This window comes from Pseudomonas sp. KH_046_2 (assembly GCF_057838985.1).
Genome location: NZ_CM174480.1, coordinates 1,160,863 through 1,174,987, shown reverse-complemented (window position 1 = coordinate 1,174,987; position 14,125 = coordinate 1,160,863). Strand labels below are relative to the sequence as shown.

The window sequence follows — 14,125 nt, the reverse complement described above, 5'->3', positions numbered from 1 at the left end:
AATACGATACACCCGCAGTTGTGAAAGAAACGTAAGCGTCTGCCCAACTCACCTTGCGTAAGTTAGGCCGGCACCCACTGATGCGGCAGCAGTTGGTCGATCTCACTTGCCCGCTGCGTCGGCAGGCGCATCAACACATCTTTGAGATACGCATAAGGATCATGCCCATTCATGCGGGCTGACTGGATCAAGCTCATGATCGCAGCTGCCCGCTTACCGCTGCGTAGCGACCCGGCGAACAACCAGTTCGAGCGTCCAAGTGCCCACGGCCTTATCTGATTTTCGACCGCATTATTATCTATGGGCACAGCCCCGTCCTCGAGATATCGAGTCAGTGCCGTCCAGCGTTTGAGGCTGTAATCCAGAGCTTTGGCGATGGCCGACCCTTCGGGCACAAGATCGCGCTGGGCCAACATCCAGGTATGCAGTGCGTCGATCAGGGGGGCCGCTTTTTCCTGGCGTATTCGCCAGCGATTTTCGTCGGTCATTTCCCGCGCTTGCCGTTCAATTTCGTACAACCCGCCAATTGAGTGCAGCGCCTGCTCAGCCAGTTGGCTTTTATTCGTCGCGTGCAAATCGAAAAACTTGCGGCGGGCGTGGGCCAGGCAGCCGATTTCCGTGATGCCTTGCTGGAAGCTGGCTTTGTAGCCGGCATTATGTGTTGCAACACATAATGCCGGTTATGTTGCGGCCTGAGTTATGTGATCCCGACCGGGCGAATAGGCAGTTTCTCTGTTGTCGATAGGTGATTGACGCAACATAAGTTGCAGCGCCTTGGTAGACCCTCATCACCTGGAGTGTCTGCCATGTTCGAGAATATCTATTCTTCAAACGCTGCCTGTAAACGCCATCGTGTGGGATCGCTGGCCGCTGAACGCGAGCGATATCTACAGCACTGTGCTGAGCAGGGCTGTACGCATGCCTCCCTTTACTTGAAGGCGTGCTGCTTGCTTTGGATCGCCGAACGGGTGCAGCCAAGCGACCTCAATGCAATCAATTCGTCACGGCTGCGCCAGATCATTCACGAAGGGCCATTGCCGGCCAATTCTCCTGCAACTGCTACGACGTTGATAAACACCGCAAGACCTTGGTTTAAGTTCCTGGGCTGGTGGCAAGAGCCAACGGCGGAGCCAATTCCATTCGAGGAGAATCTTGAGCTTTTCGTCTCGTGGATGCGGGATGAACGCGGGTTGACACCATGTACCATCAGTCAATGGCGCAGTCGAACGGCAACCTTTTTGCGCTGGTGCTTCAACACAGGCCGCAGATTTTCGACGCTTAGCCCCGAGGATATTGATGCCTACTTCATCACCTACGGTGCGCAACGGTGGTCGCGAATTTCGGCAGGGCACGTCGCAACAATGTTGCGGGTATTCCTGCGCTACGCGGCAACGCAGGGAGCATGCAGCAGTACATTGGCCGACTCGATCCGCGCCCCGCGACATTACGCCCTAGAGTCACTTCCCTATGCACTGAGCTGGGAGGATGTTCAGCGAGTACTCGCAACTACAAATTCAAGCTCTGAACGCGATGTGCGCGACCGAGCCATCCTGATGCTTCTCGCCGTCTACGGTTTACGCCGGGGAGAAGTTGCCGCACTCCGGTTGGATCAGATCGACTGGGCTGCTGGCCAATTGCATATTTGGCGATTGAAGCGCCGTCAGCCACAGGTTTATCCATTGGCGTTCACAGTGGCTGAGGCATTAGCGCAATACGTCGACACAGTGCGTCCGAAGGTACTGCACCCTGAGATATTCATCCGAACTCGGGCGCCGCGAGTCCCCATCTCCGCTGCTGGCCTATACAACATCGTCAGCGGCAGATTGCGTCTGCTCAACATACAAGTCGCACATTTGGGGCCGCACGCGCTGCGACATGCATGCGCGGCCAGGCTGCTCGCCAATGGGCTGAGCCTCAAGGAGATTGGCGACCACCTGGGCCACCGCAGCACGTCGGCGACAATGACGTACACCAAGGTTGATCTGGTCTCGTTACGTGAAGTCGGTGACTTCGACCTGGGAGACCTGCTATGAGAACCTTGGACGTAGTCAATGCCTACGTGGCTGTCCGTCGTGCCCAAGGCGTGGGCCTGAATAGCAGTGCCAGAGTACTACGTCAGTTTGCACGTGAGACTGGAAACCTGCCGCTGCCCGAAGTTACTCCAGAGGCAGTAGCCGCATTTCTGCATGGGCACGGTGAGCTAAGCGCTACGTGGAAGACGAAGCGAGGATTACTTGTTAGCTTTTATCGCTTCGCAATCGCACGTGGTCACACAACGATCTCGCCCCTGCCGGAACGACCACCACAGTTTCCACCGGCACAGACTCCCTATGTCTATGCCACCGCAGAAATACAGCACTTGTTAGATGCCACCGTCATACTGAGTACCTCGCTCAGTCGCCTTCAAGCTGCGACATACAGAACCCTCCTGCTGATCCTTTACGGTGCAGGGTTGCGCGTCGGAGAGGCGATCAGACTAAATCTCTGTGACGTCGACCTCGAGCAGCGAATCATCACCGTTCGTGACACGAAGTTCTATAAGACAAGACTGGTGCCGATTGGGCCCAGGCTGGCATCGAAACTGCGAGTCTATCTAGGACAACGTTGCGCGCTGGCACTTCCACTGGGCCAAGACTCTGCCCTGCTGTGCACTCGTACTGGCCATCGCCTGAACTACCAATACGTCATAACTGTGTTCCAACGTGTTCGTTTGGCGGCAGGTATTGCTCGCCCAACTGGCGAGCTACGGCCACCGCGCCTCCATGATCTGCGGCATACAGCCGCCGTTCATCGTGTACTGGGATGGTATCGCGCCGGTAAGGATGTACAGCGGCTATTGCCGCAATTGGCAACGTATTTGGGGCATGTCGACATAAGGTCGACCCAGCGCTATTTGCATATGACTCCCGAACTGTTGCACGAAGCGAGTCGCCGATTTGCCATTTATTCAGGCCAGGAGATTGATCATGATTGACCGCAATCGCCTCGGGGCATGGGTACGTCGCTTCTTGTTGGAGTATCTGGTCGCCGAGCGCAACCTATCCCACAACACCCAGATCAGTTACCGCGACACGCTGACGCTCCTGCTTCCATTTGTCAGTCGACGAGCCTCGGTGGCAATCGACCATTTAACGGTGCTCGACATATCGCCCGCCATCGTGCGCGCATTCCTTGAACACGTCGAACACGAGCGCGGTTGTGGCATCGTCACGCGCAACCAGCGGCTCTGCGCGATTCATTCATTAGGGCGTTTCATTGCTATGCGATCGCCAGAGCATTTGGCGTGGTGCACAGAGATCCGTTCTATCCCGTTCAAAAAAACTACCCAGGCAGTCATCCACTACCTCGACAAGCCAGAAGTGGAGGCTCTGCTCCGGGCACCTAATCGGGCTACGAGCCAGGGTGCACGGGACTATGCGATTTTGCTGTTCCTATACAACACCGGCGCCCGCGCTGACGAAGCTGCCTGCCTCAGCGTTGGTAATTTGCAACTTGGGACTTCACCCTCCGTGCGCATTCTGGGTAAGGGAAACAAATGGCGCGTCTGCCCCCTGTGGTCAGTAACAGCTACAGCGCTGCGGGCACTCATCGTCGAACGCAGAACAGAGGATCGCGTATTCATAGGTCGTGCCGGGAATCCCATGACTCGATTCGGCATCCATCGCGTTGTGTCGGTGTATGGACGAGCAGCCGGCAAGTGGGTTGATTCCATGCAAGGCAGGCGCATCAGCCCGCACACTATTCGACACACGACCGCCGTTCACCTGTTAAGAGCCGGGGTCGATATCAATACAATTCGGGCCTGGCTGGGGCATGTCTCCTTGGACACAACCCACATCTACGCGGAAGTCGATCTCGAAATGAAGGCCAAGGCGCTTGCATGTTTGGACGTCACAAATGTGCCTGAGGCTGTGCGCCTGCGACCGAGTTCAGCATCTCTCATGGCGTTCATGCGAGGGCTGTAACATGAATTTATGTGCCACTTTTTGCGCCGAACTCCCGATTGGGAGGCGGCGCCTCTTACCACCGCAACATAACTCAGACCGCAACATAACCGGCAAAATCATCGCAAACCAGCTTGCCATTCCACTGGCCAAGAAAATTGCGTGCATGTTCGCCCGCCCGGCTCGGGCTGAAGTCGTACACCACTGCCTTGAGCGCCGAAAAAGGCGTGGTGCAGTAGGCCCAGACGTAAGCACGGTGGGTTTTCTTCTCGCCCGGCGCGAGCATCTGTACCGGCGTTTCGTCAGCGTGGATCACACCTTGAGCAAGCACTGTTTCGCGCAGCGCATCGACCAAGGGCTGGAGCTGCACACCGGTTTGGCCGACCCATTGCGCCAGGGTCGAGCGGGCGATAGCCAGGCCGGCGCGGCCAAAGATTTTCTCTTGCCGATACAGCGGCAAATGGTCGGCGAACTTGGCCACCATCACGTGAGCCAGCAGCCCTGCGGTCGGGATGCCCTTGTCGATGACCTGGGCCGGAACCGGAGCCTGACTCAGCGTTTCACATTTGCGGCAGACCCATTTCCCGCGCACATGCTGCTCGACGGTGAACACGCCCGGGATGTAATCCAGCTTCTCGCTGACGTCTTCGCCGATGCGCTGGAGCTGGCAGCCGCAGGCGCACTGGGTGGTGTCGGGTTCGTGATAAATCACGGTACGCGGAAACTGCGCTGGCAAGGAAACACGCTTGGGCTGCTTGCGTGGTTCGGCCGGCGCAGCCGGCGGATTCAGCGCCTTCAGCTCGGCTTCGATGGCCGCGATGTCGGTGTCGAGCAGGTCGTCGAGCAGGCTGCCTTGGGCAGGGCTCAGTTGCTCGCTGCGCTTGGCAAACTTGTTACGTTTGAACCAGGCGATTTCGTGGGTGAGCTGCTCGATGATGGTTTGGTCGCGGTCGTTCTTCTTGCCCATCCGGTCGACCTGCTGCCCGAGAGAATCAACCTGGGACAGCAACTGCGCCGCGAGGGCACGCAGTTGGTCTGGGGACATTTGGTCGAGATTGGGCGATGAAGTCATGCCGCGAATTTTGCCAGAGCAAGCCGTTTGCGGCGATAGACCAATGGGCTAATGGCGGGCGTTAAAGCAGTGTGATTGCACCGCCCGCCCCAACGCGCTGCCAAGGCAGACCGAGCACCAAGGCCTGAAGTTGCTCGGTATCCAGCTCCATCTCGCAGCCATTCCGAATACCGGGCCAGTGAAACTTGCCTTGGTTCAACCGGCGAGCAGCCAGCCAGACGCCAATCCCGTCATGCACCAGCACTTTCATACGAGTGGCGCGGCGGTTGGCGAACAGATAAGCACAGTGCGGCTTCGCCGCACCGAACACCGCGATCACCCTGGCCAGCGCCGTTTCAGTACCGGCACGCATGTCCATGGGCTCGGTGGCAAGCCAGATGGCGTCGATGCGAATCATTGAGTGAGTCCACGGACAAAGCGGGCGCAGCCTTCAGGATCGGACGTTGGCCATTTCACTGTGATCGATTGCTCGCCAAGCGGCAACTCAATGGTCGCCAACGCTTCCACCTGCCGTTTAGGCGTAGCTTTCAACGGAACGAAAGCCGGCAACGCCGCTGGTAGCTGATCTCGATAAAGCGGTAGCCACTTGCGGATAACGTTGGCATTGATGCCGTGGCTGATGGCAACGCTGGATAGGGTTGCGCCCGGTTGCAGACATTCCTGAACAACCTGGGCTTTGAACGGTTTCGGGTAAGAGCTTCGTTGGCGCATGGAAATCCTGACGTTAAGGGCGATCGCGTCCGCTTAAAAATACGCGGACACCATCGCCCTTAACGCTGGAGTTCGGAAGGTGTGTTGGCTGGACGCTTACAAAGAAACAGCAAAGTGGGCGTGACGACGGGCCGCAGGCAGGGCCTGCTTCAATGCAAAAAGCCGCGTGAACTCTCGTTCACACGGCTTTTCATCCTGCGATCAACCCTTCAGGGCTGGTGCGGGATCATTCTCACTCTATTATCAATAGACGCGCTCATACCAGTAATTTATAGGTCTTAAAGGCACCTATAATTTTAAAACCATGAAAAATACCATACAGGATCAAAATCCCTCTCAAGGGCTTGTATCGCTAGGATACTGCACCCTCCAAGGCACCGGCTTGGGCCGCTCAACGGCGCAAAGCAAATGCTGCAGCGTCCTCTGCGCCATAAACCTCAGCGTCAAGCAGGCGCTCATAGATCGTCATCGCACGAGTTTTGATCTCTATTGGTGAGCGCTGAAGTGCAATCACAAGCCCTATAAATTCGCCGTCGTACATCCCTCCAACGTTCCTTTCTGGTGATGTACATGTAAGTTCAGTTGCAGCCTCTGCGATTTCAAGCACTAGCATCTCAAAGCCAGGATAAAGCAGCAGGTGCTGAAGCGAGTGTACAAACAGACGCGCCATGGACTCTTTAAGCAGATCAATATTTATTGCAATAGAAGCCAGCAGGGCTCGCGTCATCTCGTCGGGAGGCAATCGCTCGCCACGATCGATAGCTGTAGATAGAGCATGAGCCTCGAATCCACTGACAATACTGGCGGCAGGAATGAGATAGGCGTGCGAACGACTTCGGATATCGCGATCAGGCTCGTTCCATCCCGCAGCAGCCGCAAATAACACGCCACACCTGGCAAAAATATCACTCCCTGCCATCACCGCTTCGACTAGATCGCCCATCTCACCAAAAACAGCGCTATCGACAATCACGCTAGCAGCAGAGAACTCACCACCAATCTGTCTGAGTTTATGATCGCTATGTCTGAGCCAGAAGTTGACTATCTCCTGCTGTAGGCCCATACGCATGCGAACGCGCAGGCGCCACAACGATTGGACTACTGCAGCATCTTCAAACGCTGCAGGAAACCTGCGCCAGATCGCCTCAATCAGTTCGCCCACTCTTGAGGCGTCCGCCCACCAGAGCTCATGCGACCTGAACATTAGGATCCCACTCCAAACTTCGGGATCTTCAGGATGAGTAACATGGTGCTCTAACTCCGCGAGCCAACCATGACAATCCACGCCGTCACGATGGACATATCCTGCGGCGATCGCTGATAGCAGCGTGAAATTGCGCTGAGGGAGAAAGTGCATTCCACCGCCTCGGCCAAACAGCATGGCCTCAGGGTGTTGATCTGGCTTCTCATTCCGTTCGCGATTGGATCTGTTTAGCTCGGCATGACGCACTGTTTCAGCGACCAACACATTGGGATCACGTTGCAGCCAGCTACGAAGGAGCCTGATGTCGCGATCCTCAAGCCCCTTCATACGCTTTGCGAGTTCCGCCATAGCACTGGCAGCATCCTGGCAGAAATCGCGCGAAGAGAAGCCTCGGGCATGAAGATCCCAAACCAACTCCTTAGTGGTCTGGGCGCTAACCTCTTCGATCGCTGACAACTCCCGAATAGCTGCGCCCGCTACCTGCTCGTGCAGACCAGATTGGAAATATGGAATGATACGAAGAGCACGATCTGGAGACGATTTCGCAAATGCGGCAAAAGCCCGCGACAACTCAATAACACCACCCTTTAACCAATGTTTCGGATTCTCATGGCGACCAGCTTTGTCGTTGACTGCATTGAGCATTTTGATTATCGCGTCGTCATTTGCCCTTGCCATCTGAACATGGTTCATGGGGGACTCAACGAACCGCGCCAGCCTCCGGCCTCGGTGCTTTATTTGCAGTTTGGGCTGTTCGACCTTCCACTCCTCAACTTGCCTACGGCGACGAGCCGTTAGCACTTGCACTGGTAACTCGGCAAGCAAACGCAATCGGCGCTCATCAGACCAACGAAGCAAGTTCCGTCTCTGAGCGGGATCTCGCTCTTCCTGTAATTCCTCCTTCCAAGGTTCCCAAGACTCGATATAGTCACGAATCCGCTCAATATCACCGTGGAAGAGGTGAGGAATGACTTGGGCGATCAGATTGCTTGATGACCAGCCACAGATCATCTGACCAACACCTCTTTCATCGTCGAACGTGTCGCTACCTAGATGAAGGCGTCGCTGATCTGCAAAAAGAAAAGCGAGCGCATACTCAGTAAGAAGTTTCGGATTCGCCGCCAGGGTACCGGCAACTAGCGACTGGACCTCGTCAATTTCAATGGCAACAACAGTACCAAGCAAGGCGCGTACACCTACCGGGTCAGATACTGCTGACTCTTCGAGCACACTTTGCAGAAGCTGAATCAAATGGCCTTGGCCAGAGTCATTTTTCCAATCGTATGGAATAGATATGGACTGCGGATACCTATGCCCAGGCCGTCCATCGCCAACCTCTCGTGATGCCACCCCGACAAACCAAGGCAGGAGTCGTTCGGCACAATATAGCGGTGCGGCTGCGGCAATCTTTTCAACACCATAAACCTTGATGCCGTTGTACCGATCCCCGGTCTGTGTCTCAGCCCAAAATGAGATGAGATCCAAAGCAACGCGGCTATTACCGTTCTCATGCAAAGTCTTGGCGTAATGGGATATCGCCCAATCTGCCAGCGCCGTTCGACTGAATATCTTACGGACATGAGCGATTGCACGATCGGACGCAATACCAGAGCGTTGGCAGAGACTAAACACGTCTCCGTCATGTGAAGCATCCGACCAATAGCGGTCGACCAGATCCATAACGTGGCTCGAATCCTCCGCAACCTCTCGAACGAGCAGCATGATCGCATTCCAGCGATGCTTTTCGTCCTGCAGAAGAAAAGGTAGGAGCGTCATCAGTCCTGATCTCCAGCGCGGCCATCTTATTGCTACCTGCCTGAATGCCCGATTCCCAAGTGCATGATCGTTTCGTGCCATCCAGTCGACCCAAGCAACATCACTTAAGTCTGGATCATCAGTACTCGCTAAATAATCGGCCACAAGATGGCGCAAATGTCTGCGCGTCCTGGGGTTTGGTAGCAACAAGCGAATAGCCATCTCATAGGAAGCCACATCAACCCGACGCATGTGCTCAAGGCCGCGCAATATTGTTCCCCTCGCAAACAACCCTTCCTGGCGACTCCAAGCGTAATCAGCCAACCCCTCTGCGGTTCGGAGCGTTTTAGCCTGGAAATCATCGAGCCACGACTGATGACTGAAGCCGATGTTGGCATCTTCGCGAATAACGATGCCAATCGACTCGGCCCAACGCAGCATCTCGCTGTAGTCCGGGTCATAGTGAGCCGCTGGCCGCCAGAGGCTCTCATACTGTGTCATGTCGGCTGCAAGCTGGCGCAAGAACGCCATACACGAAGCCCGTCCTGCCCCTGCGGGTAGTTTCTTGTCGAGCCATCGATCAAGCAAATTTGCTGCTGTCAGATCTGCGGGGTTCAAGCCAGATTTGGCAAGATCGACGTATATACCTAGAGCAAATGGTGTACGCAGCGTCTCTTTGAGACTATCCGGCACTACCGTGGCGTCGATACCGAGCTCACCGAGCAGCGCAGACATCCGCTCGAACGGAGGCAGGGAAAGTAGTAACTCATCCGCATCAAGCAACCTAAATCGAGCGTCGAACTTCGCCTCAAATGGTCGAGAAGAAACGATGACATGGATGGGGAGTTTATTGTCCTCTTGACCTTTTGCTTCCTGAAGCCGAGACGCAAGGCGAAGCAAGACCTGCATGCGCTGTGAACTCTGGTCCATCACTTCACTGACAGCGTCAAGCTGATCGATGATCAGTACAACCGGAGCTTCAACCGCCAGCAGGAGAAGCTCCTGCTCGATATCACCTGACATGCCAAGATCGCGAGCGAGATCGGCGAAGTCCACAATATCTGGACTGAGCATGTCGGCCTTTATCGCCAGCACAATTTGGCCGCGAGCTTTGAGGGCACAATACAGCTCAGCGAGAAGTGCTGACTTCCCAGTCCCTGCTCCTCCGACGACCAGCGAGGAGCCTGCAGGATGCCGACTGATCCGCTGGATCAGATCGTCGAACTCTGGTCGTTCTATATGCTGCCCCCAAATCATTTGAGGCCAATCAGCCAGACCGCGTGACCCGCGCGTAATGTCTTCCTCAACATCAGCTCTGGTGAATGTCTTTGTGCTCTTTGAAACCAAGCCGACTGCAGCGAACCGAGCCTCAATCATGGCCTCGGCATCCTCCACAGCCACGACAAGTTGAACTTTGAAAAACCGCTGACGGACAGCAGGGATGCGCTCCAGTAACTCGTCGAGGTCGACTGGCCTAAGAAGCTCATATTTCAGGCTCTTCAGGGTCGTACTGATGCCTGGCATGACAGCCTCGATTTTCAGCGTCGAGAATGCTTCATACTTTTTAATGACGTCGGCAACCAGACCTAAAATCTCTGCTTCATTGGCAGTTAGCCAAGTCTGTGGCGTATCGAAAAAATCGGTTGCTGTACTTGCAGGATCCGAAGCAAGCGCAAGAATAAAGCGGAAATCAGTCGGGTCTGGCATAAGCGCCGGCTCAAGCACGACATTTAGAAGGAACTTGATTACCTCACGGAGCGTGTCCGGCCGAGTGAAACCAGCTTTAACCTTTTTGCACTGAATAAGCCCAACAGGCCGCTCATCCTTCGTGAGCCAAACATCCCGCCCTTGGTCAGCTCCCGTGACCATCAAACGAGCATTGCTGTACCACGGCAACTCAGACGCACGCCCTCTATAGATGCTGTACAGGAGGAGTTCAAAATCAGCGTCCGTTAACGCAAGATAATTTGCTCTATCTGGTCCCACGCGCCCTTCGTCTACGGCTTCGACGTGAGCGTACGCAACGCTAATCTCATCATCTGTGAGGACTTTCATTCTGGTCTTCCGTATTTGACGATATCCAGCTACCGACAGAGAGCTGCTGCCAACATAATGCGGCTCTTTCAATAGCGAGAATAAGCCATTATCGCGGGCATGAAAAAACCGGCCAAAGCCGGTTCTTTCATGCAGCGCTGTGGGATCACTCCCACTCAATCGTCGCTGGCGGCTTGCTCGACACGTCGTAGGTGACGCGGGAGATGCCTTCGATTTCATTGATGATGCGGCCGCTGACGGTTTCCAGCAGTTCGTAAGGCAGGTGAGCCCAACGCGCGGTCATGAAGTCGATGGTTTCCACGGCACGCAGGGCCACGACCCAGGCGTAACGACGGCCATCGCCGACCACGCCAACCGATTTCACCGGCTGGAACACCACGAATGCCTGGCTGACCTTGTGGTACCAGTCGGCCTTGCGCAGTTCTTCGATGAAGATGTGGTCGGCGCGACGCAGCAGGTCGGCGTATTCCTTCTTCACTTCACCGAGGATGCGCACGCCCAGGCCCGGGCCCGGGAACGGGTGACGGTAGACCATGTCGTACGGCAGGCCCAGTTCCAGGCCCAGACGACGGACTTCGTCCTTGAACAGCTCGCGCAGGGGTTCAACCAGCTTGAGGTTCATCTCTTCCGGCAGGCCGCCCACGTTGTGGTGCGACTTGATCACGTGAGCCTTGCCGCTTTTCGCGCCAGCCGACTCGATCACGTCCGGGTAGATGGTGCCCTGAGCGAGGTACTTGATGTTGTCCAGTTTGTTGGACTGGGCATCGAATACGTCGATGAAGGTGCGACCGATGATCTTGCGCTTCTTCTCCGGGTCGGCTTCGCCGGCCAGGTTACCGAGGAACTGCTCTTCGGCGTTGGCGCGGATCACCTTGACGCCCATGTTCTCGGCGAACATGGCCATCACTTGTTCGCCTTCGTGCAGGCGCAGCAGGCCGTTGTCGACGAATACGCAAGTCAGCTGGTCGCCAATGGCTTTGTGCAGCAGCGCGGCAACCACGGAGGAGTCAACACCGCCGGACAGGCCGAGCAGGACGTTGTCGGTGCCGACCTGGGCGCGAACCTGGGCGATGGCGTCTTCAGCGATTTTCGACGGGGTCCACAGGGCTTCACACTCGCAGATGTCGAGGATGAAGCGCGACAGGATGCGACCGCCCTGCTTGGTGTGGGTCACTTCCGGGTGGAACTGCACGCCGTAATAGCGACGCTCGTCGCTGAACATACCGGCAATCGGGCAGCTCGGGGTGCTGGCCAGGATGTGGAAGTCTTCCGGCATGCGGGTAACTTTGTCACCGTGGCTCATCCACACGTCGAGGCCAAACAGGCCGTCGGCGTCAATGTGGTCTTCGATGCCGTCGAGCAGGCGGCTCTTGCCGACCACGTCAACACGGGCATAACCAAACTCACGCAGCTCGGAACCTTCAACCTTGCCGCCCAGTTGCTCGGCCATGGTCTGCATGCCGTAGCAGATACCGAAGACCGGCACGCCCAGATCGAAAACCGCTTGCGGGCAGCGCGGGCTGTTGGCTTCGTGAACCGACTCCGGGCCGCCGGCGAGGATGACGCCTTTAGGAGCGAATTCGCGGATCGCATCTTCGTCCATATCGAACGGATGCAGTTCGCAGTACACGCCGATTTCACGCACGCGGCGGGCGATCAGCTGGGTGTACTGGGAACCGAAGTCGAGGATCAGGATGCGGTGAGCGTGAATATCGAGGGCCATGATTCAGTCTCGTCTAAGTCATTCAGAAACAGTCGTGATTCAGAAACAACTCGGGGCTGAATAAAACAGCCCCGGTTGCTTAGCTTGTTGCTTGAAGGCTCAACCTACGCGGTAGTTTGGTGCTTCCTTGGTGATCTGCACGTCGTGAACGTGGGATTCGGCCATGCCGGCGCCGGTGATCCGCACGAATTCAGGCTTGGTGCGCATCTCTTCGATGTCGGCACTGCCGGTGTAGCCCATCGAGGAGCGCAGGCCGCCCATCAGCTGATGGATGATGGCGCTCAGGGTGCCCTTGTACGGAACACGCCCTTCGATGCCTTCCGGAACCAGCTTCTCGGCGCCTGCCGAGGAATCCTGGAAGTAACGGTCGGAGGAACCTTGAGCCTGGGACATGGCGCCCAGCGAACCCATGCCGCGATAAGCCTTGTACGAACGGCCCTGGAACAGTTCGATCTCGCCCGGTGCTTCTTCAGTACCGGCGAACATCGAGCCCATCATCACGCAGGAAGCACCGGCTACGATGGCCTTGGACAGGTCACCGGAGAAACGGATGCCGCCGTCGGCGATCAGCGGAACGCCAGTGCCTTCGAGGGCAGCGGCGACGTTGGCGATGGCACTGATTTGCGGGACGCCGACACCGGCGACGATACGGGTGGTGCAGATCGAGCCAGGGCCGATACCGACCTTGACTGCGTCAGCGCCGGCTTCGGCCAGGGCCTTGGCGGCAGCGCCGGTGGCGATGTTGCCGCCGATGACCTGCACTTCAGGGAAGTTCTGCTTGACCCAGCGAACGCGGTCGATCACACCCTTGGAGTGACCGTGAGCGGTGTCGACCACCACCACGTCAACGCCAGCGGCGACCAGGGCTGCAACGCGGTCACCGGTGTCTTTACCGGTGCCGACTGCAGCGCCAACACGCAGACGACCTTGATCGTCCTTGCTGGCCAGCGGGTAAGCCTTGGCTTTTTCGATGTCGTTGACGGTCATCATGCCCTTGAGGGCGAATTTGTCGTCGACGATCAGCACGCGCTCGATGCGGTGCTTGTGCAGCAGTTCACGCACATCGTTCTTGTCGGCGCCTTCCTTGACCGTGACCAGACGCTCTTTAGGCGTCATCACTTCACGGACAGTGGCTTCCAGACGGTTCTCGAAACGCACGTCACGGGAGGTGACAATGCCGACCAGGTCGCCATTGTGCAGCACCGGAACGCCGGAGATGTTGTGCATGCGGGTCAGTTCGAACAACTCGCGCACGGTGGCGTCGGCGACGATGGTGATCGGGTCCTTGACCACACCAGCTTCGTAACGCTTGACCTTGCGCACTTCGGCAGCTTGCTGCTCGATGGTCATGTTCTTGTGGATGATACCGATACCACCTTCCTGAGCCATGGCGATTGCCAGACGGGCTTCAGTGACGGTGTCCATGGCGGCGGAAACCAGTGGAATATTCAGCTCGATGCCACGGGTAAGGCGGGTCTTGAGACTGACTTCGTTAGGAAGCACCTCGGAATAACCGGGCACTAGGAGAATGTCGTCGAATGTCAGAGCTTCTTGGCTGATACGCAGCATCGCGGGGGCTCCCGAGCGGGAAAATGGAAGCGCGCCATTATAGTCAGACACCTCTTCGGGTTCAATGTAAAACTCTGTCTATTATTGGCATT

At 56.5% G+C, this 14,125-nt stretch carries 8 protein-coding genes and 2 pseudogenes; 3 read left to right on the top strand and 7 right to left on the bottom strand.

The window, feature by feature from the left end; genetic code table 11:
- Window positions 1-62: 62 nt before the first annotated feature.
- Window positions 63-653, bottom strand: a pseudogene (gene tnpC, locus AC3IX1_RS05305) (IS66 family transposase); the annotation flags it as partial.
- Window positions 654-806: 153 nt separating this feature from the next.
- Between tnpC (AC3IX1_RS05305) and AC3IX1_RS05300 the strand changes: the two are divergent.
- From AC3IX1_RS05300 to AC3IX1_RS05290, 3 genes are read left to right on the top strand one after another with little or no spacing between them, the layout of a single operon-like run.
- Entirely contained in the window at window positions 807-2,033 is a 1,227-nt protein-coding gene (locus AC3IX1_RS05300; RefSeq protein ID WP_489384666.1) for a tyrosine-type recombinase/integrase, read from the top strand.
- Window positions 2,030-2,974 carry a tyrosine-type recombinase/integrase gene (locus AC3IX1_RS05295; RefSeq protein WP_489384667.1) on the top strand — a complete coding sequence of 315 codons (945 nt, stop codon included), beginning with the start codon at window positions 2,030-2,032 and terminating at the stop codon, window positions 2,972-2,974. Before AC3IX1_RS05300 ends, AC3IX1_RS05295 begins: the two co-directional genes overlap by 4 nt.
- Complete coding sequence (locus AC3IX1_RS05290) at window positions 2,967-3,965, top strand: tyrosine-type recombinase/integrase (protein ID WP_489384668.1); 999 nt, start codon at window positions 2,967-2,969, stop codon at window positions 3,963-3,965. The genes AC3IX1_RS05295 and AC3IX1_RS05290 overlap by 8 nt, the downstream gene beginning before the upstream one ends.
- Before the next feature lie 79 nt (window positions 3,966-4,044).
- On the opposite strand, the pseudogene tnpC (AC3IX1_RS05285) reads toward AC3IX1_RS05290, so the two are convergent.
- The 6 genes and pseudogenes from tnpC (AC3IX1_RS05285) to guaB all read right to left on the bottom strand — a co-directional run.
- Window positions 4,045-5,016, bottom strand: a pseudogene (tnpC, locus tag AC3IX1_RS05285) (IS66 family transposase); the annotation flags it as partial.
- Between the two features lie 61 nt (window positions 5,017-5,077).
- Window positions 5,078-5,413 (bottom strand): IS66 family insertion sequence element accessory protein TnpB, encoded by a 336-nt coding sequence (gene tnpB / locus AC3IX1_RS05280; RefSeq protein ID WP_256453175.1) that lies wholly within the window; start codon window positions 5,411-5,413, stop codon window positions 5,078-5,080.
- Window positions 5,410-5,727 carry an IS66-like element accessory protein TnpA gene (gene tnpA / locus AC3IX1_RS05275; protein ID WP_256453176.1) on the bottom strand — a complete coding sequence of 106 codons (318 nt, stop codon included), beginning with the start codon at window positions 5,725-5,727 and terminating at the stop codon, window positions 5,410-5,412. The genes tnpB and tnpA overlap by 4 nt, the downstream gene beginning before the upstream one ends.
- A 391-nt stretch (window positions 5,728-6,118) precedes the next feature.
- A complete protein-coding gene (locus tag AC3IX1_RS05270) occupies window positions 6,119-10,741 on the bottom strand; it encodes an NACHT domain-containing protein (protein WP_489387391.1) in 4,623 nt (1,540 codons plus the stop codon).
- Between the two features lie 145 nt (window positions 10,742-10,886).
- Entirely contained in the window at window positions 10,887-12,464 is a 1,578-nt protein-coding gene (gene guaA / locus AC3IX1_RS05265; protein WP_489387390.1) for a glutamine-hydrolyzing GMP synthase, read from the bottom strand.
- Between the two features lie 99 nt (window positions 12,465-12,563).
- On the bottom strand, window positions 12,564-14,033 hold the full coding sequence (guaB, locus tag AC3IX1_RS05260) for an IMP dehydrogenase (RefSeq protein ID WP_008053208.1): 1,470 nt from the start codon (window positions 14,031-14,033) through the stop codon (window positions 12,564-12,566).
- Between the last annotated feature and the right edge of the window lie 92 nt (window positions 14,034-14,125).